The sequence below is a fragment of the Micromonospora sp. C95 genome, from assembly GCF_018070465.1.
GTDB lineage: Bacteria > Actinomycetota > Actinomycetes > Mycobacteriales > Micromonosporaceae > Micromonospora.
In genome coordinates this window covers 234030-254970 of sequence record NZ_JAGPXT010000005.1, presented here as the reverse complement: position 1 = coordinate 254970, position 20941 = coordinate 234030, and the positions used below count along the sequence as shown (strand labels likewise).

Here is a 20941-nt window from a genome sequence, read left to right as displayed (position 1 = left end):
CCGCCCGTGATCCCTTGCCCCCTTCCGAGGCCGCCGTGTTCCGGTTCATCGTCAGACGCCTGCTTCAGTTGATACCCACGCTGTTCGGGCTCTCCATCCTGTTGTTCATCTGGCTCCGGCGACTGCCCGGAGGCCCCGAGACCGCCATTCTCGGCGAGCGGGGTACGCCCGAGATGCGTGCCGCGATCCGCCGCAATCTCGGTCTCGACGAGCCGATCCTGATCCAGTACGGCCGCTTCATCCGTCGGATGATCCGCCTCGACCTGGGCACGTCCATCTCGACCAAGCGCGAGGTGACGACGGAGTTCCTGCAACGATTCCCCGGCACCGTCGAGCTGACCATCACCGCGATGGTGATCGCGGTCGGCATCGGCATCCCGCTGGGCTACCTGGCCGCCCGTCGTCGTGGCCGCTTCCTCGATCACGCCTCCGTCGGCGGGTCGCTGATCGGCATCTGCATCCCGGTCTTCTTCCTCGCGTACATCCTCAAGGCGATCTTCTCGGAGAACCTCGGCTGGTTCCCCTCCAGCGGCCGGCAGGACCCGACCATCGGCGCCACCCGGATCACCAACTTCTTCGTCCTCGACGGACTGATGACCCGGGAATGGGACGCCGCCGCCGACGCGCTCATGCATCTCGTGCTGCCGGCGCTTGCCCTGGCCAGCATCCCCTTGGCGATCATCGTCCGGATCACCCGGGCTAGCGTGCTGGAGGTGCTCAACGAGGACTTCGTGCGTACCGCCGAGGCCAAGGGCCTGACCGAGAACGTCGTCCGCCGCCGGCACGTGCTGCGCAACGCCATGCTCCCGGTGGTGACCTCGATCGGTCTGCTCACCGGTGGCCTGCTCTCCGGCGCGGTGCTGACCGAGACGGTCTTCGCCTTCAGCGGGATCGGCGCCTTCCTCGCCGACTCGATCAACCAGCGTGACTACCCGGTCCTGATGGGCTTCATCATGATCATCGCGGTGGTGTACGTGCTGGTGAACCTGATAGTGGACCTCTCCTACAGCCTGATCGACCCGAGGGTGAGGGTCCGATGACGACAATCGGTGGCAAGAAGCGAGAGAAGATCGACCGACTCGCCGAACTGGCCGCCCGCGACGAGGAGCGGGGGGTGAGCCTCTGGCAGGACGCCTTCCGTCGGCTGCGGCGCAACCCGGCCGCCATCATCGGCGCGGTCATCCTCACCATCTTCGTCCTGGTCGCGCTGATCGGCCCGTTCCTGGTGCCGTACGGGCCGACGGACACGATGGGCATCCGGGAGGGCCTCATCAAACCGGGGGTCATCCCCGGGTCCTCCAGCGAGCACTGGTTCGGTTACGACCACCAGGGTCGGGACGTCTTCAGCCGCATGATCGTCGGGGCCCGGCAGACCCTGCTGGTGGGGGTGGTGGCGACCCTGATCGGTCTCGCCGTCGGCGTGCTGATCGGCGGTGTCGCGGGTGCCGCCGCCGGCCTCGGCGGGCGTTGGGGCCGATGGGTCGACAGCACCCTGATGCGGTTCATCGACATGCTGCTGGCGCTGCCCAGCCTGCTGCTGGCGGTCAGCATCGCCGCACTGCTCGGACCGAGCCTGACCACGGTCATGATCGCGGTCGGCATGGTGTCCGTGCCGGTCTTCGCCCGGCTGCTGCGCGGCTCGATGATCGCCCAATCCAACAGCGACTACGTCCTGGCCGCCACCTCGCTCGGGGTACGCAAGTCGAAGATCGCCGTGGCCCACGTGCTGCCCAACTCGCTCGCCCCGGTCATCGTCCAGGCGACGCTGACCCTGGCCACCGCGATCATCGAGGCGGCAGCGCTGTCCTTCCTCGGGCTCGGCAACCCCGACTCGGCAACCCCCGAGTGGGGCGTCATGCTCGCCGACGCGCAGCAGTACCTGGGCATCCGGCCCGAGCTGGCCATCTACCCGGCGGTCGCCATCATCATCACCGCGCTGGGTTTCACCCTGCTCGGTGAGTCGATGCGTGAGGCCCTCGACCCGAAGCTGCGGAAGTAGGCGTGCCGAGCATGAGAAGCGTGCACGTGACCTCCGTGGCTGTGAACGAAAGGGCGGTGCGGCATGGCACTGCTTGATGTCGAAGATCTTTCGGTGACCTTCGCCCGGCGCGGTCAGCGGACCGTACGGGCCGTGGACGGCGTCTCCTTCTCCGTGAACGCGGGTGAGGTGGTCGGCCTGGTCGGCGAGTCCGGTTGCGGCAAGTCGGTCACCTCACTGGCGATCATGGGCCTGCTGCCCAAGCAGCCCGGCCTCCAGGTGTCCGGCAAGGCCGTCTTCGACGGCACCGACCTGCTCCAGATCGACGACCGGTCGAGGCGGGACATCCGGGGCCGGGACGTCGCGATGATCTTCCAAGATCCGTTGTCGTCGCTGAACCCGGTCGTGCCGATCGGTCTCCAGGTCACCGAGGTGCTGACCCGGCACCGTGGGATGAGGGGGGAAGCGGCGGCGAAGGAGGCGGCGCAGCTGCTGGACCGGGTCGGCATCCCCGATCCGAAACGGCGGCTGAAGGAGTACCCCCACCAGCTCTCCGGTGGGATGCGCCAGCGCGCCCTGATCGCCATGGCGGTGGCCTGCCAGCCCCGGCTGCTCATCGCCGACGAGCCGACGACCGCCCTGGACGTCACCATCCAGGCGCAGATCCTGGAACTGCTGAAGGACCTGGTCCAGGACTCCGGCACCGCGCTGGTGATGATCACCCACGACCTGGGCGTGGTGGCCGGAATGTGCGACACCATCAACGTGCTCTACGGCGGTCGGGTGGTGGAGACCGCGCGGCGGCGTCCGCTGTTCCGTCAGCCTCGGCACCCGTACACCGTGGGGCTGCTCGGTTCGGTGCCGCGCCTGGACGCAGGGCGTGGCGAACGGCTGAACCCGATTCCGGGTTCGGTGCGTGACCTGCTGCCCTGGCCGGATGGCTGCGCCTTCGCCCCGCGCTGTGACCGCCGGGTGGACGCCTGCATCGGCGAGCCGCCGGAGCTGGTGCTGACCCACGACGGTCGCAGCTACCGGTGCGTCAACCCGGCCCCGCTGCCGGGCCTGACGCCCGGCGACGAGGTTCGGACGGCGGTACCGGGACCGGCGACCCCGGGTTCGGTGCCGGCACAGGCGGTGCCGGACGAACCACCGGCCGTGCCGGGCCTGGCCGCCGCCCCCAGCGAGGAGGAGACGCCATGAGCGAGCGCAGCGAGCGAAGCGGAGACGTCCTCGTCGAGGTACGGGATCTGAAGGTGCACTTCCCGATCAAGCGAGGGGTGCTGTTCGACCGTACGGTGGGCCACGTCAAGGCGGTCGACGGCGTGGACCTGAGCATTGCGCGGGGCAGGACGTACGGTCTGGTCGGCGAGTCGGGCTGCGGAAAGTCGACGCTCGGGCGGGCGCTGCTCCAGCTCACCCCGCCGACCGCTGGCCAGGTCGCCTTCGACGGGGTCGAGCTGACCACGCTGGCCCCGAACAAGCTGCGCGCGATGCGTCGCCGGATGCAGATGATCTTCCAGGACCCGATGTCCAGCCTCGATCCCCGGCAGAACGTCGAGTCCATCCTCACCGAGGGGCTACAGGCGCACGGCATCGGTGGTGACCGGAACGGCCGTCGCAAGATCATCGCCGAGACGCTGGACCAGGTCGGGCTGCCGCGCTGGGCGCTCTCCCGCTATCCGCACGAGTTCTCCGGCGGCCAGCGGCAACGCATCGGCATCGCCCGGGCGCTGGTGCTGGGGCCGGAACTCATCGTCGCCGACGAGCCGGTCTCCGCCCTCGACGTGTCGATCCAGGCTCAGGTGGTGAACCTCCTGGACGAGCTCCAGGACAACCTCGGCCTGACCTACCTGGTGATCGCGCACGACCTGGCGGTGGTCCGGCACATCTCCGACACCGTCGGGGTGATGTATCTGGGCGCGTTGGTCGAGGAGGCGCCGAGCGACCGGCTCTACACCGAACCACTGCACCCGTACACCCGGGCGCTGATGTCGGCGGTGCCGGTGCCCGATCCGGACGTCGAGGACCGCCGGGAGCGGATCCTCATCCACGGCGATCTGCCGTCACCGGCCAACCCGCCGTCGGGCTGCCGCTTCCACACCCGGTGCCCGTGGGCGCAGCCGACCCGCTGCGCCGACGAGCGACCGCAACTGCGGGAGATCGGCGGCAGTCGGGTCGCCTGTCACTGGGCCGAGCAGATCGCCAGCGGGGAGCTGCGTCCGCACAAGGTAAGCGTGGAGATCACCCGACCGCCGGGCGAGGGCGAGGAGCCTTCGGTCGTCTCCGCCCCCACCGAGCCCGGGTCCTTCGTGTAACTCGTCGAGGCAGGGGCCCCTCCTGACGCCTGCGGTACAGGAAGGGCCCCTTCCTGCACCGCGCGGTTCACGAAGCCGCTGGATCAGCCTTCGGGGCGGTGCAGCAGGCCGACGGCGATGTCGTGCACCGCGTCCAGGCCGGCGGCGTCGGGCAGCGGTGCGCTGCCGCCGGTGACCGCATACCACTCGTCGGCGTCCTTGTACTGCACGCGCAGGCTGACCCGCCCGTCGGCGAAGTCGGTGCGCAGGGTCAACTCGCCGGTCACCACGCCGACCTCGTCGGTCATCACGCCGCCCGGTCCCGGCACGATGTCGGCGGTGCGGCTCTGCGGGCCGGTGGCACCGCCGGCGTCGGCGGTCATCCCGGCGCCCGGCACCTCCACCTCACCCGCGGCGGCACCGTCCGCGGTCATGCCGGCCGTGGCCGGGCCGGGGCTGCCGGTGGCCGCCGCCGCGTCCTCGCCGCCCGGGTCCGGCGTACGCTCGGGTGCCGGCGCCCCGTCGGCGCCGGTTACGGCTTGCTCTCCCATGTGCAGCCCTCCAACATGTCGGCCAGCTCGGCCTGCTCGGCGTTTGTCACCGTCAGCCGCCAGTGGTGCTTCACCGCCACCCAGTCCCCGGCATATTGACACCAGTATGACCGGTTTGACGGCTTCCACTGGGATGGGTCCTGGTCACCCTTTGCCCGGTTGGAGGAGGCGGAAACCGCGAAGAGCTGCGGTCGGTCGAGGTCGTTGGCGAAGTCGCCGCGCTTCGAGTCGTCCCACTCGTCGGCCCCGGAGCGCCAGGCGTTGGCCAGCGGAACCATGTGGTCGACGTCCACGTCGGAGGGATCGGTGAAGGTGCGGCCGTCGTAGACGCTCTCCCACCGCCCACCGACCACGTTGCAGCCGGAGTGCTCGATGGATTTGCCGTCGCGCTCCAGCACGGTGTCGCGGACGTCGCAGTTCTGGCCGGTCTTGCGCCAGTGCGGGAAGCGATTGCGGCTGTACCCGCGCATCGAGCCCGCCTCCGCGACGGTCAGCTCCGCGAGCATCTGGTTGATGTTGCCACCGCCGCTCGGCGGGGTGACCGGTTCCTCCTCAAGCGGGACGCAGCCGGCCGCGCCGAGGGTCAGCGCCGCGACGAGCGCGAGCGCCCCCGGGGCGCGCGATCCTGATCTGGTACGCACAGACGACACCTTTCCAGCTTGCGGGCTTCCGGCGATCCCGCACAGTACCCGGCCAGGGTTTCGGCGTTTCGTGGTGTCTGGCGGATGGTGCACGGCAGATTGGTAACCATGCCCGAACTCACGTCCGCTCTCCGCCTGCGCAGCAGTGCCGGTCGGGGCACCCTGGCCGCCGCCGTGCTGGCCTCCGGCATGGTCTTCCTGGACAGCACCGTGGTCAACGTGGCGCTGCCGCACCTCGGTGCCGATCTCGGCGCGTCGGTGGCCGGTCTCCAGTGGACCATCAACGGCTACCTGTTGACGCTGGCCGCGTTCGTACTGCTCGGTGGAGCGCTGGGCGACCGGTTCGGGCGCCGGCGGGTGTTCCTGATCGGCGTGGTCTGGTTCACCGCCGCCTCCATACTCTGCGGGCTGGCGATGCGTACCGACTGGCTGGTCGCCGCGCGGTTTCTCCAGGGCGCGGGTGGTGCCCTGCTCACCCCGGGCTCGCTGGCGTTGCTGCAGGCCAGCTTCCATCCCGACGACCGGGCGAAGACGATCGGAGCGTGGTCGGGGCTCTCCGGCGTCTCCACCGCGCTCGGGCCGTTCATCGGTGGCTGGCTGATCGACGCCCTCTCCTGGCGGTGGATCTTCTTCCTGAACGTGCCGCTGGCGGTGCTGGTCGTGCTGGCGACGCTGCGCTGGGTTCCGGAGAGCCGGGACGAGAACGCCTCCCGGAAGCGGGGAACCCGCCAGTTCGACGTGGCCGGTGCCCTGCTCGGCGCACTCGCCCTGGCCGGTGTCACGTACGCCCTGGTCGACGCCCCCGACCGGGGTCTGGGCTCACCGGCGGTGGTGGTGGCGGCCCTGGCCGGGGTGGTGGCCGCGGTGGTGTTCGTCTTCCTGGAGCGACGCCGGGGGGAGGCCGCGATGCTGCCCACCGGCCTGTTCGGCAGCCGGTTGTTCTCGGTGCTGAATTTCTTCACGGTGCTGGTCTACGCCGCTCTCGGCGGGTTCACCTTCTTCATCGCCGTGTACCTGCAGAACGTGATCGGCTTTTCGGCCCTGCTCACCGGCCTCGCGTTGCTGCCGATGACGCTGCTGCTGCTGGTCGGCTCGCCGCTGACCGGTGCGTTGTCGACGAGGATCGGGCCCCGGTTGCCGCTGACCGTCGGGCCGGTGCTGGCCGCCGTCGGGCTGCTCATGCTGCGCGAGATCGAACCGGGGGCGTCGTACTGGGGGCAGGTGCTGCCAGGGGTGGCGATCTTCGGAGTCGGGCTGACCCTGGTCGTGGCACCGCTCACCGCCTCGGTGCTGGCCGCGGTCGACGACCGCTTCGCGGGAGTGGCCAGCGGCTTCAACAACGCCGCCTCGCGGGTCGGTGGGCTGCTCGCGGTGGCGGCCCTGCCGCTGCTGGTCGGGCTCACCGGCACCGGGTACGAACAGCCTGCCGAACTCACCGCCGCGTACCGTGGCGCGCTGCTCTGGTGCGCCGGTCTGCTGCTGGCCGGGGCCCTTATCGCCGCCGTGCTGGTCCACCGGCCGGCCCGCCGCCCGCCGCCGGCCCAGCCCTGTCACTCGATGCCGGTCTCCACACCGCCGAAATGACGCAGGGCCCGCACCGGTGCGGGCCCTGCGTGACGGTCGCTCAGGCCCGGGCGCGGTTGACGGCGCTGGTGACCGCCTTGATGGAGGCGGTGACGATGTTGGCGTCCATGCCGACACCCCACACCGTTTGCCCCTGCACCTCGCACTCGACGTACGCGGCGGCCTGCGCGTCCCCGCCGGAGGAGAGCGCGTGCTCGTGGTAGTCGAGCACCCGTACGCTCACCCCGGCGGTGCCCAGCGCGTTTACGTACGCGTCGATCGGGCCGTTGCCGATCGCGGTGATCGAGCGCTCCTGCCCCCCGGTCTGGACCTGGGCGGTGATCTCGACCTTTCCGTCGGCGGTGCCGATCGTGTACTCGGACAGCGCCACCGCGGGGTCGCGCTGGTGGTCGAGCAGGTACTGCCCGGCGAAGATCTGCCACATGGTGGCCGGGTCGACCTCACCGCCGTCGTGGTCGGTCACCTGCTGCACCACGCCGGAGAACTCGATCTGGAGCCGCCGGGGCAGGTCGAGCTGATGCTCGGTCTTCATGATGTACGCGACGCCGCCCTTGCCGGACTGCGAGTTGACCCGGATCACCGCCTCGTAGCTGCGGCCCAGATCCTTCGGGTCGATCGGCAGGTACGGCACCGCCCAGGTGAACTCGTCGACCGGCACCCCGGCCGCCGCCGCGTCGGCCTCCAGCGCGGTGAACCCCTTGTTGATGGCGTCCTGGTGGGAGCCGGAGAAGGCGGTGTAGACCAGGTCGCCGGCGTACGGGTGGCGTTCGTGCACGGGCAGCTGGTTGCAGTACTCGACGGCCCGCTTGATCTCGTCGATGTCGGAGAAGTCGATCATCGGGTCGATGCCCTGGGAGAACAGGTTCAGCCCCAGGGTCACCAGGTCGACGTTGCCGGTGCGCTCGCCGTTGCCGAACAGGCAGCCCTCGATCCGGTCGGCACCGGCCAGCAGGCCCAGCTCGGCGGCGGCCACCCCGGTGCCCCGGTCGTTGTGCGGGTGCAGGCTGAGCACCAGGCTGTCGCGCCGCGGCAGGTGCCGGTGCATCCACTCGATCGAGTCGGCGTACACGTTCGGGGTGGCCATCTCGACGGTGGCCGGCAGGTTGACGATCAGCTTGCGGTCCGGGGTGGGGTCGATCACCTCGATCACCTTCGCGCAGACCTCCAGCGCGTACTCCAGCTCCGTGCCGGTGTAGGACTCGGGCGAGTACTCGTAGAAGATCTCGGTGTCCGGGGTGTGGATCTCGGCGTACTTCTGGCAGAGCCGGGCACCGCTTGTCGCGATGTCGGTGATGCCGTCCCGGTCCAGCCCGAACACCACCCGGCGTTGCAGCGTGGAGGTCGAGTTGTAGAAGTGCACGATCGCCCGGCGGGCCCCGCGCAGCGAGGAGAAGGTGCGGTCGATCAGGTGCTCCCGGCACTGGGTCAGCACCTGGATGGTGACGTCCTCGGGGATCAGATCCTGCTCGATCAGCTGTCGGACGAAGTCGTAGTCGGTCTGGCTGGCCGACGGGAAGCCGACCTCGATCTCCTTGTAGCCCATCTGCACCAGGAGCTGGAACATCCGGCGTTTGCGCTCCGGCGACATCGGGTCGATCAGCGCCTGGTTGCCGTCCCGCAGGTCGACCGCACACCAGCGTGGCGCGGTCTCCACGTGCCGGGTCGGCCAGGTCCGGTCCGGCAGGTCGATCCGGAACTGCTGCCGGTACGGCTGGTACCGGGCGTACGGCATCCGGCTCGGACGCTGCCGGGCGAACGGATCGGAATCGATGTCGGTGGTGCCGGCTGGGTGAGCCATGGCGGAATTCTCCCGTGGTCATGTGACATCAGCGGTGGAGGTCGGCGGCGAGGCCGAGGAACATCCGGGAAATGCTGGCGGCGCGGTTCAACTCCGCGACGAGGTGCCGGCCGTCAGGCCTCGTCGCGGCGACCAAGGAGAAGGTGCGCCTGCCACATGACAGGGTGACACTACGTGGTGGACGTCAGCTCTGGGAAGGGTCGTCCGGGATTTGGGACGAGGCTCGCGGCACGATCCTCAACGCGCGGTGGCCGAGCAGGTCAGCATCAGATCGGCAAGGGGTCGGCGATGGCGTAGCGAGGTCTCGTGGACCAACAGGTCGGCCGGCAGGCTGAACGGGTCGCCGAGTTGCCCGATCGCCGCCACGACGTACGGTTCCGCGTCGGCGGGCAGGTCGAGGTCGGCGACCAGGCCGCGCCGGTCGAGGTCGGTCACCTGGCGGACGTGCAGCCCGAGCGCGGTGGCCTGCACGGTCAGGTGGGCCACGGCCTGCCCCAGGTCGTACCCCGCGAACGGGTTGTCGGTGGCGTGCTGCGCGGCGAGCAGCAGGAGGCTGGCCCGCCCGGCCCACCGCTGTTCGCCCGGCGGCAGGTTGACGAGGATCCGCTTGAAGGTCTCGTCCTCGCGGTGCCCGACGGCGAACCGCCAGGGTTGCCGGTTGCCGACCGACGGCGCCCACCGCGCCGCCTCCAGCAGGGTCATCACCTCGGCCGAGGTCAACTCCGCGACCGGGTCGAAGGAGCGGGGACTCCAGCGGAAGGCGAGCAGCGGAGTGAGATCGGTCATGGGCAGAGTGTCCCGTATGGGCGATTTGGGCTCGTCAACCCATAGGGGTAAATGTGGGCAAGGACACCCGTAACGGGTCGGCTCGTCAGGGCGTTCCCGCGTGCCCGTCGGTACCGGTTGGCTCCGGGCCGGCGGGTGTGGTCGGAGCCACCGGCGCGGCCATGCCCAGCGGTTCACCCTCGACCACCGGACCGGGCAGTTGGACCGTGCCGGGGGCCGGTTCGGGTGGACCGGCCAGCGTCAGCGTGCCGAACGCCGCCCGTACCGCGGTCGGTGTGCCGTCGGCGTCGAAACAGTAGATGCCGACGTCCAGCGGCGGATTGATCGAGGCCGCGGTGGTCTCCACCGAATAGCAGTTACCAGTCGCATCGGGAAGTGCCATGGCCGGCGACACCGACAACGGGGCGCGCCGGTCGGTCAGCACGTCGAGCCAGTCGGTGAACGGGTGCTGCACCCGGGGATCCAGCCGGCGCGGCAGCGTGTCGTCGGGCTCACCGAGGCGTACGCAACTTGCCGGCTCCGGTCGGGCGGCCGAGGGCAGCCCGCACTGGAACAACCCCTCCGCGATGGCGGCCAGCGCGATGTCGGCGGTGCCGCCGAGCGCCCCGCCCGGCACGTCCACCCGCCAGCTGCCGTCGTTGGCGCTGGTGAAGACGATCAGACGGTCAGCGGTCCCGTCCACCCGCAACGTGTACCGGGCGACCAGGTGCCGGTCCTGGGCGGCGGCCGCGAGGGCGGCCAACTCGTCCCGGGCCGCATCCGGGCCGGCCGGGCGGGGTGGGACGGTCGGGGGCGGTGCGGGGTCGGTGGGCGGGTCGGGCGAGCAGGCGGCGAGGAGTGCGGGCACGGCGAGCGCGAGCGCGGCGATCAGGTGGCGGTGCGGATGATGGGCGGCGGGCACCCGGTCATTCTGGGTGCTCGGCCGGGCTCGGCACAGCCCCGCAACGGCCGGCGTTTCCAGCGTGTCGCAGGCCACTGCCGTCGGGCCGGCAGGCCGGATCGTGGGATCACCTGACCTGGCGGTCAGAGACGCCCGATACCCTGAGATCGTCCGACCCGCGCCGCCGGCCCCGGTGCCGGCGGCGTCGGCACGCTCAGCTTGGTGCCGGCGGCGTCGGCACGCTCAGGGCAACCGGGAGGGAGTGCACCGTCGTGGCACTCGTGGTGCAGAAGTACGGCGGGTCCTCCGTCGCCAACGCCGAGCGGATCAAGCGGGTGGCCGAGCGCATCGTCGCTGCCCGCAAGGCCGGCGACGACGTGGTCGTGGTGGTCTCCGCGATGGGCGACACCACCGACGAACTGCTCGACCTGGCCAACCAGGTGAGCCCGTTGCCGCCCGGGCGGGAGCTGGACATGCTCCTCACCGCCGGCGAGCGGATCTCCATGGCGCTGCTCGCCATGGCGATCCACAACCTGGGGTACGAAGCCCGTTCGTTCACCGGTTCCCAGGCCGGCGTGATCACCACGTCGGTGCACGGCCGGGCGCGGATCATCGACGTCACCCCGGGGCGCCTGAAGGGCGCACTGGACGAGGGATCGGTGGTCATCGTCGCCGGCTTCCAAGGAGTCTCGCAGGACACCAAAGACGTCACCACCCTCGGGCGAGGCGGGTCCGACACCACCGCCGTGGCGCTGGCCGCAGCGCTGCGCGCGGACGTCTGCGAGATCTACACCGACGTGGACGGGGTGTTCACCGCCGATCCGCGGATCGTGCCCAACGCCCGGCACATCAGGCAGATCACCTACGAGGAGATGCTTGAGCTGGCCGCCTGCGGCGCCAAGGTGTTGCACCTGCGTAGCGTGGAGTACGCCCGGCGGGCCGGGCTGCCGATCCACGTCCGTTCGTCATACTCGACAAACACCGGCACGATGGTCACCGGATCGATGGAGGAGCTCTCTGTGGAGCAGGCACTGATCACCGGGGTCGCCCACGACCGAAGCGAGGCCAAGATCACTATCGTCGGAGTGCCCGACGAGCCCGGCGCCGCCGCGCAGATCTTCGACACCGTCGCAAGCGCTGAGATCAACATCGACATGATCGTGCAGAACGTCTCCACCGAGGGCACGGGTCGTACGGACATCTCCTTCACCCTGCCGAAGACCGACGGTCCGACCGCGATGGCCGCCCTGAGCAAGATCCAGGAGATTCTGAACTTCAAGGGCCTGCTCTACGACGACCACGTCGGCAAGGTCTCCCTGATCGGCGCCGGTATGCGGTCGCACCCCGGGGTGGCCGCCGGCTTCTTCGCCGCGCTGGGCCAGGCCGGAGTGAACATAGAGATGATCTCCACCTCGGAGATCCGCGTCTCGGTGGTCTGCCGGGACACCGACCTCGACGCGGCGGTCCGGGCCATCCACGAGGCCTTCGACCTCGGCGGCGACACCGAAGCCGTGGTGTACGCGGGGACGGGGCGGTAGCCCGGGTGGCCAGGCTGCCCACCCTGGCCGTGGTCGGGGCGACGGGTGCCGTCGGCACGGTGATGTGCGAGCTGCTCACCGGGCGGCGCAACGTCTGGGGCGAGATCCGGCTGTTGGCCTCCGAACGCTCCGCCGGGCGCAAGGTCCGCTGCCGGGGCGAGGAGCTGACCGTCCAGGCTCTCACCGAGAAGGCGCTCGACGGCGTCGACGTGGCGATGTTCGACGTGCCGGACGAGGTGGCCGCCCACTGGGCACCCATCGCGGTCAGCCGTGGGGCGGTGGTGGTGGACAACTCGGGCGCCTTCCGGATGGATCCCGACGTGCCGCTGGTGGTGCCCGAGATCAACCCGGAGCAGTTGCGCAACCGGCCCCGGGGGATCGTCGCCAACGCCAACTGCACGACGCTCGCGATGATCGTGGCGGTCGCTCCGCTGCACCGCGAGTACGGCCTGCGGGAGCTGGTGCTCGCCTCGTACCAGGCGGTCTCCGGCGCCGGTCAGGTCGGCGCGGACGCGCTGCACGACCAGCTGGCGAAGGTGGCCGGTGACCGGCTGCTCGGCTCGCGGACCGGCGACGTGCGGCAGGCGGTCGGCGACGAACTCGGCCCGTTCCCCGCGCCGCTGGCGCTCAACGTGGTCCCCTGGGCGGGCTCGCTGGCCGACGGTGGCTGGTCGTCCGAGGAGATGAAGCTGCGCAACGAGTCGCGCAAGATCCTCGGGCTGCGTGACCTCAAGGTCTCCGCCACCTGCGTGCGGGTTCCCGTGGTGACCGGCCACTCGGTCGCGGTGCACGCCGTTTTCGCCACGGAGATCGACGCCGAGGGCGCCCGGAGCGTGCTGCGCAACGCGCCCGGGGTGATCGTGGTCGACGACCCTGCGGCCGGCGAGTTCCCGATGCCGATCGACGCGGTGGGTACCGACCCTTCCTGGGTCGGCCGGATCCGCCGCGCCGTCGACGACCCACGCGCCCTGGACTTCTTCGTCACCGGCGACAACCTCCGCAAAGGCGCCGCCCTCAACACCGCCCAGATCGCCGAACTCCTCGCCAAAGACCTACCCCACCCCTGACACCCCCACCCGCCCCCCTGCCCGGGTCCATTGATCATGAAGTTGTTGTCGCCTGGGAGCGCTCTCCATGGCAATAACTTCATGATCAGCGAGGCGAGGCGAGGCGAGGCGAGGCGGGATGAGGCGAGGCGGGGGTGGGGTTAGGCGGCGGAGAGGTGGACGCCGTCGCGGCCTTGTCGTTTGACTGCGTAGAGGGCCTGGTCGGCGCGGCGCAGGGCGAGTTCGGGTGGCTCGCCGGGGCGGGGGAGGGCCACGCCGACGCTGATCGTGCGGCCTACCCGGCGGGCCGCCTCGGTGAGCCGTTCGGCGACGCGTACCGCCTCCTCGGGGCGACTCACCTCGATCACCGCGACGAACTCGTCCCCGCCGATCCGGTACAACTCGTCGCCCTGGCGCAGCGCGTCCTCCAGGGCCCGGGCGAGTCCGATCAGCACCCGGTCACCCGCCTGGTGGCCGTACGTGTCGTTGACGGTCTTGAAGCCGTCCACGTCGATCGCCAGCAGTGCGGTGCGGCCCGGGGTCACGGTGGCGATCCGCTGCCCGAACGGGCCGGTGTGCCGCAGCCCGGTCAGCGGGTCGGAGCTGGCCTGCTCCCGCAGCCGGTCCAGGGTGCGTAGCCGGTCGAGCAGGCCCCATGCCTGCCCGGCCAGCAGCTCCAACAGGTTGACCGTGGTCGGGTCCGGCCGCAGTAGCCGCTCGTCGGCGACAAGCAGCACCCCGCCGCGCTCCGGCGGCCCGAACGGCACCGCCACCAGGGTGCTGACGCCCGCCCGGACCAGCGGCTGATGCTCGTCGGTCGGTGGATGGCCGGCCTCGCCGAGCGTGTAGCCGGCTCCGTAGCGGTGGGCCCGGTCGATGACGCGCCCGATCGCCGGCGCGTCCAGCTCGGCCAGCTCGGTGCGCATCCGGGTCTCCAGCTCGCCCGGCGCGACCGTCGGAGCACCGAGTCGCGGGCCGCCCCGGCCACCGAGCAGCAGCACGGCAGCGGCGAGGGTCGACACGTCCCGGGCCGCGGCGATCGCGGCCGTCATCAGCTCCCACTCGGTGGTGGCGGCGGTCATCGCGGAGACGTGCCGAAGCAGCTTCTCACTGCGGCTCTCCGCCGGTCCGCCGAGCGTCGAGATCCGGGCGCCGAGGCGGGCGGCGACCTGTTCGGCGACCACCCGCCACGAGGCGAGGTCGGCCGCCCCGGTCCACTGCAGGTCGAGTACGCCGATGGTCCGGCCCGCCGGGTTCAGCACCGGTACGCACACCTCGGCGGTGACGTCGGGGCGTACCGGGATGTGCGCGGCGTCGGCGGCGACATCCGGAACGACGGCGGAGCGTCCAGCGGTGTAGACCCGGCCGACGATTCCGGCGTCCGGCGCGACGGTGGCGAAGACCTGCCAGGATCCGGTGGCGGCGACGCAGCGCAGCCGGCCGTGCACGTGCAGCAGGACGGCGATCGTGGCGGGGGTGTGCCGGGCGAGGGTCTCGACGGTCGCCTCGCAGACCTCGGCGACGGTCGACGCCATGGGCAGGCGGACCGTGACGTCACGGATGACTTTCTGGTGATCCACTCGCACGTCGTCCCAGGTCGGATCCGATCCCGGTGGCGCCGGGTCGCGGATCAAGCGTACTCACGCGGAGCTGCGAGCCGACTGTGGTCGTACACATGTGCTATCCACAGGATGTGGACAAGGCGTGTGGGGCCACGCGCGGGGCGTGGCGGCGATAGCGTGGGGATCTCCGGTCGAGTGGGAGGCCCGATGCTCATCGCTCATCTCAGCGATCCGCACCTGACCACCGGCGTCCTCGGTGCCGAGCCGGCCGCCGGCCTGCACCGGGCGCTCGGCCGGGTGCTGGCGCTGAACCCCCGGCCCGACTGCGTGGTCATCACCGGCGATCTGGCCGATCACGGCCGTCCCGACGAGTACGCCGTGCTGCGCGAGGTGCTCGGGCGGTTTCCGTTGCCGGTGCACCTGGTCACCGGCAACCACGACGACCGGGAGTCGCTGCTCGACGCCTTCGGCGGCACGCCCTGGCTCGGCGGCGGCTTCTCCGCGCACTACCAGGTCGATCATCCCGGGGCGACAGTGGTGGTGCTCGACTCCCTGGTCCCCGGCTCGGACGGCGGGCGGCTCGGCGACGAGCAGCTCACCTGGCTGGACGGCGCGCTGGCCGCGCGCCCCGACGTGCCGGCCGTGGTCTGCCTGCACCATCCACCGGTCGAGGTCGGCATCCCGGTCGCCGACTCGATCCGGCTCGCCGACGGTGCCGAGTTCGCCGAGGTGCTGCTCCGACACCCGCACGTGGTACGCGTCGCCGCCGGCCACCTGCACCGCTCGGTGACCGCGACCTTCGCGGGCACGGTGTTGTCGGTCGCCCCGAGCACCTGGCGGCAGACGACGCTGACCATGAGCGACGACGAGCGGGTCGGGTGGGTCGCCGAGCCGACCGCGCTGCTGCTGCACCTGGCGAACCGGGCGGGCTGCGTCACGCACACCGTCCAGGTGAGCCACACCGCCGGGATGACCTGCGGCTTCTGACCGGTCCCCCCGGCGACGGGCCGAAACCCGCAGGGGTGGGGCCGACATCGCTGCCGGATGGTCCGCAGCGTGTGCCGAAAGCGTGATCCGGAGCACCGTGTGACCAGGAGGTGGCCCGGGGCGACGACGAACGACGCGAATCACTATCGTGGTTCGCTCAGGTTGCTGGTGTCGTCCGGGCCGTCCGACTCGACACCCCCAGCGGGACAGAGGGCTGTCATGTTGAGGCGTCGTGTTGCGGTGCTGGTGGTGGCGCTGCTGCTGAGTACACCCGTGGTGACCGCGTGGCTTGTCGGCGACCTGACCGGCGGGGCGGCGCGGCAACTCGCCGCCGAGGGAGAGCCGCTCGACTATGCGGTGGAGCCGGTCAGTCTGGGCGCGGTCGGCGATCGGGTGTTGGTGGCCGTGGCCGGTGCGCTCATGGTGGTGTCGCTGGTCCTGCTGATCCGCGCCACCGTCAGCCGCAAGCTTGAGCCCCGCTGGTGGTTGGCGCTCGTACCGCTGATGCTGGCCGGCGTGTTGCTCGGTGTCGGCTGGCGGATCATGACAGCCGGGGCGATCGGTGCGAACATCGGCGCTGGTCTCGTCGTCCTCGTCGGCGGCCCGGTGCTGTTGGTTCTCCTCGGCGTTGCCGCCGTGCAGGCCGCGCGGCTACGCAGGGAGCACCGCCACCGGGTTGGCTGAGGTGGGTGAGCTCCAGCGCCTGCCGTCCGAACAGGCGAGCATCTCGATCAGAGCCGTCAGCGCAGCGGAGGGGGAAGAGGGGCCTCTCCGCTCAGCGCCTTCGCGGCCAGTTCGACCCGCTCGGGATGACACGCGCGATCTCCGAGTGGGTGACTCGGCACGTTGATGCAGTGCTGACCTGGCAGAGCAGCACAGATCGGACATTGCAGGAACAGCCCGTTGGACGACACCACCTCGATGCCCTGCGCCATACCCGCCCTGCCGATCTTGACAATTGCCTGGAAGAGAGCTTGATCCTGGTGGCGTGCGGCTGCGTAGGCCACGTCCCGCAGTCCTTCCCAGAACAGTTCGCGGGCGTCCGGCTGGTCTAGCTCGATGCGCATGATCGGGCATCCCCGCCCGGCCCAACGGCCAAACCTGACCATGTCACGGTCTCGGGCACTCGCCGGACTCGATGCTTCAGCCGGCGTGCTGATCGGCTTCGCCTGACGGATGGTCGCCGCCCGGGCAGTTGCGCCGGTTGGACTCGGGGTGGGGCCCGTCCACGGGCCCCACCCCGAGCATCACCGCAAGCCGAACGCCCGGGTTATGCGCTGATCGATGCTGTTGCCCTGCGCGTCGCGGGCGGTGGCGCGCAGGGTGACGAACCCTGCGCTGCGCGGGGCGTCGAGGCGGACGCGCCAGGCGTCGCCGTGGCGGTGGAGCTTGGCGTCGTGCCAGGTGGCGCCGTCGTCGTAGGAGACGTCGAGCGTCACCGTGCGGATGGGGGCCGGCTCGGGTGCCGTGGGCAGATGCAGTGCGGTGACGGTGAGGTGGGCGTTGCGTCTCGCCTTTCCGTCGACGTCGGTGTCGACGGTGTAGTCGAGCTGGAGCAGCGAGGGGTTCCACACGCTGCCCGGGCTGACCGCGCCGGAGGTGAAGCCCCATTCGGTCCGGGTGGCGGTGGAATACGGCCCGGCCCAGGCGTCGCGCTTGTTCTCCGACACCAGGCGGTACGGCAGCGGCTGTGGGTTCGACAGTCCGACGGACAGCATGCGCTGGTAGCGGTCGGTCTCGCCGAGGAGCGTATCGCCCTGGTAGAAGCGGATGACGTTGTCGGCGGCGTAGTTGTCGTAGGTGTCGCCCCGATGGGCGGTGCCTGAGTCGCCCCAGCCGGGGATGAAGGCGGAGAAGCCGCCGTCCTCGCGGAAGACACTTGTGTGGTCCAGCAGGCGGGGCCGTTGCACGGGGCCGAACCAGCGTTCCTCGTGCACCTTGCCGGCCCGGTAGGCGGTGGGGGCGGTCCGCTGGCCCTGTTCGCCGGGGATGGTGACCTCGGTGGTCCACGGCTCCCCGGCGGTGACCCAGTCGGTGCGCTCGCCACGCGCCGGAACCTCGACGAAGTCGAGCGTGCTCGACGTTCCCGACGGGGTCAGGTCGGCGCGCGTTTCGAGCGCCCGGGCCGGGCGCCAGTTGCGGAAGGACATGTCGACCCGGGCCAGGTCGCGCCGGGTGACCCGGTGGGTGAGGTCGGTCGGCACGGCGCCCGCGTAGTCCTGGACCAGGTCGTAGATGTACTCGGTCTCCGGCTGGGAGGTGACGTCGAGTCGCACCCGCCGTTCGTCCCCGATGCGAGCGATCAACTGCTCGCCCTCGTCCCGGGTGAGGGTGGCGACGGTCACCGGCGGTGCGTCACGCGGGTCCCACCAGAAGCTGGGCCACGGGTCGAGCCGCCCGGTGCCGTCGTTGACCACGAGCAGGAGGCGGGCTCCGGCGGACGCGGCTGCGGCGGCCTGCTCCTCAAGTGACACGGTGTCGCTGCGGCGTACGACGACGGCCTTGCCCCGGGCGTTGACCGAGGCGTACCCGGCGCTGTCGCCGACGCCGGCGAACACCGTGTCGAGGCGGTGCTTTCCGCGCGGCAGGGGCGTCTCGGCGCGCTGCACCCTCAGGTCTTCGTAGGCGCGGTGGCCGGCCGAGACCGTCAGCGCGGGCTGGGTCATGCGCCAGCGGGCGCCGACAGCGAAGGCACCCGTCGTCACCTTGCGATCGCTGGGCAGGATCCAGACGCTGTCGTACTCGGGGCCCGCGTACCACGCGGAGACCCAGGGGTTACCTCCGAGTTCGCGGAACAGTTCGAAGCGGGAACCGTCCAGGGTGGAGGGCTGTGGAGCGGTCACGGTGGTGCGGCGGGCTCTGGTGGCGTCGAAGACGACCGTGCGGTCCCGGTCGAGGGTGATCTCGGGTATCGGGAGCAGCGCGAATCCCCGCGAGTACGGCCCGTTGACGCCCTCCACGTCGGTGGTCAGCCATGCCGAATACGTGCCCGAGGGCAGCCGCAGATCCAGGGTGCCGCTCTCGTCGATCTGATACGCCGGCAGCGCGGTGCCGTCCTTGTCCAGGACGACCAGGTCGCCGCGGATCGGCCGGCCGCTACGGTCCTTGGCCTGCAAGGTCAGCTTGTGGCGCGCCCCCTCCTTGCCGACGGCGATCGAGGTGCGGGCGCGGACCTTCCCGGCGGCGTCGGTCGCGGTCAGGAAGCCCGAGGTCAGACGGTCGGCCGGCACCTGGTCGAAGTTCGTGGTCAGGGTCACCGTGGCACTGCCGTGCGCCGGAACGGTGACCTGCCGGACCGACGGGACGACGAGATCCGCGGGACCGCCGTCGAGCGCCGTGGCGAGGTCGAGGGTGAGGGCGCTGTCGGCGATGTTGGTGAAGCGGACGTCTCGCCCTACGGTGCCTTCGGGCGCCGTCGGCCACTGCGGATAGCCGAAGTCGGCGCCGACGGTGGCGAACAGAGTCGCGGCCGTGGTCGCGGCGATGTCCACCCGGCCGTTGCCGCCCTGGAACGGGCTGATCTCAGGGGTCGACTTGGCGGTGCTGACCAAGGCTTCCTTGAGCTGCTGCCCGGTGAAGTCGGGATGCTGGGCGGCCAGCAGCGCGGCAGCGCCCGCGACGTGCGGGGCGGCCATCGAAGTTCCGTCCCCGAACCGATACAACCCCTCGCCCTGGGAGTACTGCGAGCGGGCGGCCAGGATGCCGACGCCGGGTGCGGTGAGGTCGGGCTTGATGGCCCGGTCACCGAGGCGCGGACCCTGGCTGGAGAAGTAGGCGAGCAGGTCGTCGCCGTCCACGGCGCCGACGGTCAGCGCGGCGTCGGCGACGCCCGGAGAGCCGACCGTGTAGGACCACGGCCCGCTGTTCCCGGCCGAGATCACGAACAGGGCGCCGGTCTCTTCACTGAGCTCGTTGACGGCCACGCTCATCGGGTCGGTGCCGTCGGTGGGATCACCGCCGAGGCTCATGTTGACGATCTTGGCCTGCTGGTCACGGACCGCCCACTCCATGCCGCTGATGATCCATGACTCCTGACCGAAGTTGTTGTCGGCGAGGACCTTGCCGACGTGCAGCCGTACGCCCGGGGCGACACCCTTCTCCCGGCCGTCCGAGGCGGCTCCGGTGCCGGCGATGGTGGAGGCGACATGCGTGCCGTGTCCGTAGACGTCCTTCACCGTCTCACCGGGAACGAAGGACTCGGTGGCGGCCAATTGCCCGGCAAAGTCGGGGTGGTCGGCGTCGATGCCGGTGTCCAGGACGGCGACGTCGACACCCTCGCCGGTGTTCCCGGACTCCCACACCTCTGGGGCGCCGATCTGCGCGGTGCTGTCGGCGAGCGCGGCCTCGACCTTGCCGTCCAGCCACACCTTGGCGATACCGCCGCCGAGCGCAAGCTGCCCGTCCGTGCCACGGGCGGCCACACCCTCGCCAGTGGAACGGACGGCCGCTGCCTCGCCCGCGGTGATCGAGGACCAGAATTCGCCCGAGCGGTCCACGTCCAGCGCGGCGCCCCGGATGCTGTCCAGCGCCCGGACGGTGCGGGCACCCTCGGGCGTCGCCATCCGTCGCGAAGCCGCCGCGCCGTCGGTGTAGGTGACGATCAGCGGGAGCCGGTCACGGTGCGCGTCGTCGTAGCCGTCCGCCAGCAACTCGGTGATGTTGAACAGTTCCTCGTCGAGCAGCCCGGCGGACACGTACGCCAGCGCCCCATGCGGGTAGACGTAGGTGTCCCCTTCTTTGCTGTGCGAGGTGTATCCGGTCAACCGCCCGGCGGCATCCCGCACCTCGGGGCTAAGCCCCCCGTCGGCGGTCCGGGTCGCGGTGACCTTCTCACCCGTGATCAGAGTGACGGTGAACGTGGTGGATGCGGTAGCAGGCTGCCCGGCCGACGTCACGGAGGAGTACGGCGGGTCGGCGGGCGCGGCCGAGGCCGGGGCGGGCAGCGCGGCGAGCACCACGGTAGTGGTGAGCAGCGCCAGCAGACGGCGCCCGGAAAAATGTGTGAACAGCACAGCGTTCCTCAGGTTGGTCAACAGGAAGCGCTGCTAGCGTGTCGATCTTTTGTTTCGGCAAGGGTGCCGTGCCGTTGCACGGTTGGTGCGACCCACGCCTGGCTCGGGCCGCGCCGGCCTCAGCCCTCGACTGCCGGAGGGCGGTCGGCGTTGAGATGGAACGCGCGCTCCTCGGCCAGCCGAGACCAAGTGGCGCGGTGGCGGCTGGACGGCGTTCGGGACAATGACGGCGTGCGATCCTTGGTTGCGCGGCGGAAGCCTCGACCCCAGCAGCCTGATACCGA

17 protein-coding genes are annotated in these 20941 nt (G+C 70.8%); 9 read left to right on the top strand and 8 right to left on the bottom strand.

Annotated elements, in window-relative coordinates; genetic code table 11:
• Window positions 1-35 precede the first annotated feature (35 nt).
• The 4 genes from KBX00_RS08985 (at window position 36) to KBX00_RS08970 (ending at window position 4293) form a co-directional block, all read left to right on the top strand.
• Entirely contained in the window at window positions 36-1040 is a 1005-nt protein-coding gene (locus KBX00_RS08985) for an ABC transporter permease (RefSeq protein WP_210825181.1), read from the top strand.
• Window positions 1037-1999 (top strand): ABC transporter permease, encoded by a 963-nt coding sequence (locus tag KBX00_RS08980; protein ID WP_210825179.1) that lies wholly within the window; start codon window positions 1037-1039, stop codon window positions 1997-1999. Before KBX00_RS08985 ends, KBX00_RS08980 begins: the two co-directional genes overlap by 4 nt.
• A 63-nt stretch (window positions 2000-2062) precedes the next feature.
• A complete protein-coding gene (locus KBX00_RS08975) occupies window positions 2063-3178 on the top strand; it encodes an ABC transporter ATP-binding protein (RefSeq protein ID WP_210825177.1) in 1116 nt (371 codons plus the stop codon).
• On the top strand, window positions 3175-4293 hold the full coding sequence (locus tag KBX00_RS08970) for an ABC transporter ATP-binding protein (RefSeq protein WP_210825175.1): 1119 nt from the start codon (window positions 3175-3177) through the stop codon (window positions 4291-4293). Before KBX00_RS08975 ends, KBX00_RS08970 begins: the two co-directional genes overlap by 4 nt.
• Window positions 4294-4376: 83 nt before the next feature.
• Here KBX00_RS08970 and KBX00_RS08965 read toward each other — a convergent pair whose 3' ends face one another.
• Together KBX00_RS08965 and KBX00_RS08960 are read right to left on the bottom strand one after the other, a co-directional pair.
• On the bottom strand, window positions 4377-4823 hold the full coding sequence (locus tag KBX00_RS08965) for a hypothetical protein (protein WP_210825173.1): 447 nt from the start codon (window positions 4821-4823) through the stop codon (window positions 4377-4379).
• Window positions 4805-5464: an HNH endonuclease family protein gene (locus KBX00_RS08960; protein WP_210825171.1), complete on the bottom strand. Its 660-nt coding sequence runs from the start codon at window positions 5462-5464 to the stop codon at window positions 4805-4807. The genes KBX00_RS08965 and KBX00_RS08960 overlap by 19 nt, the downstream gene beginning before the upstream one ends.
• Window positions 5465-5572: 108 nt before the next feature.
• On the opposite strand from KBX00_RS08960, the gene KBX00_RS08955 reads away from it, so the two are divergent.
• The gene (locus KBX00_RS08955; RefSeq protein ID WP_210825169.1) at window positions 5573-7048 is read left to right on the top strand and encodes an MFS transporter; all 1476 of its coding nucleotides are present in this window, start codon (window positions 5573-5575) and stop codon (window positions 7046-7048) included.
• 40 nt (window positions 7049-7088) lie between these two features.
• Here KBX00_RS08955 and leuA read toward each other — a convergent pair whose 3' ends face one another.
• From leuA to KBX00_RS08940, 3 genes are all read right to left on the bottom strand, one after another.
• The gene (leuA, locus tag KBX00_RS08950; RefSeq protein ID WP_210825167.1) at window positions 7089-8846 is read right to left on the bottom strand and encodes a 2-isopropylmalate synthase; all 1758 of its coding nucleotides are present in this window, start codon (window positions 8844-8846) and stop codon (window positions 7089-7091) included.
• Window positions 8847-9083: 237 nt separating this feature from the next.
• Window positions 9084-9632, bottom strand: a complete 549-nt coding sequence (locus tag KBX00_RS08945) for a nitroreductase family protein (RefSeq protein WP_210825165.1) — start codon at window positions 9630-9632, stop codon at window positions 9084-9086.
• Window positions 9633-9717: 85 nt separating this feature from the next.
• Complete coding sequence (locus KBX00_RS08940) at window positions 9718-10533, bottom strand: hypothetical protein (protein WP_307868303.1); 816 nt, start codon at window positions 10531-10533, stop codon at window positions 9718-9720.
• 251 nt (window positions 10534-10784) lie between these two features.
• Between KBX00_RS08940 and KBX00_RS08935 the strand changes: the two genes are divergently transcribed.
• Both KBX00_RS08935 and KBX00_RS08930 read left to right on the top strand, forming a co-directional pair.
• Entirely contained in the window at window positions 10785-12050 is a 1266-nt protein-coding gene (locus KBX00_RS08935) for an aspartate kinase (protein ID WP_210825162.1), read from the top strand.
• Window positions 12051-12055: 5 nt separating this feature from the next.
• Entirely contained in the window at window positions 12056-13117 is a 1062-nt protein-coding gene (locus KBX00_RS08930; protein WP_210825160.1) for an aspartate-semialdehyde dehydrogenase, read from the top strand.
• A 140-nt stretch (window positions 13118-13257) separates the two neighbouring features.
• Here the strand turns inward: KBX00_RS08930 and KBX00_RS08925 are convergent, their stop codons facing one another.
• Complete coding sequence (locus KBX00_RS08925) at window positions 13258-14676, bottom strand: diguanylate cyclase (protein WP_210825158.1); 1419 nt, start codon at window positions 14674-14676, stop codon at window positions 13258-13260.
• Between the two features lie 189 nt (window positions 14677-14865).
• Between KBX00_RS08925 and KBX00_RS08920 the strand changes: the two genes are divergently transcribed.
• Both KBX00_RS08920 and KBX00_RS08915 read left to right on the top strand, forming a co-directional pair.
• Window positions 14866-15645 carry a phosphodiesterase gene (locus KBX00_RS08920; protein ID WP_210825156.1) on the top strand — a complete coding sequence of 260 codons (780 nt, stop codon included), beginning with the start codon at window positions 14866-14868 and terminating at the stop codon, window positions 15643-15645.
• A gap of 219 nt (window positions 15646-15864) precedes the next feature.
• A complete protein-coding gene (locus KBX00_RS08915; RefSeq protein WP_210825154.1) occupies window positions 15865-16329 on the top strand; it encodes a hypothetical protein in 465 nt (154 codons plus the stop codon).
• Between the two features lie 56 nt (window positions 16330-16385).
• Here the strand turns inward: KBX00_RS08915 and KBX00_RS08910 are convergent, their stop codons facing one another.
• Together KBX00_RS08910 and KBX00_RS08905 are read right to left on the bottom strand one after the other, a co-directional pair.
• Window positions 16386-16712, bottom strand: coding sequence for a hypothetical protein (locus KBX00_RS08910; RefSeq protein WP_210825152.1), 327 nt, complete (start codon window positions 16710-16712; stop codon window positions 16386-16388).
• Window positions 16713-16892: 180 nt separating this feature from the next.
• A complete protein-coding gene (locus tag KBX00_RS08905; protein WP_307868298.1) occupies window positions 16893-20657 on the bottom strand; it encodes a S8 family serine peptidase in 3765 nt (1254 codons plus the stop codon).
• Window positions 20658-20941: the final 284 nt, after the last annotated feature.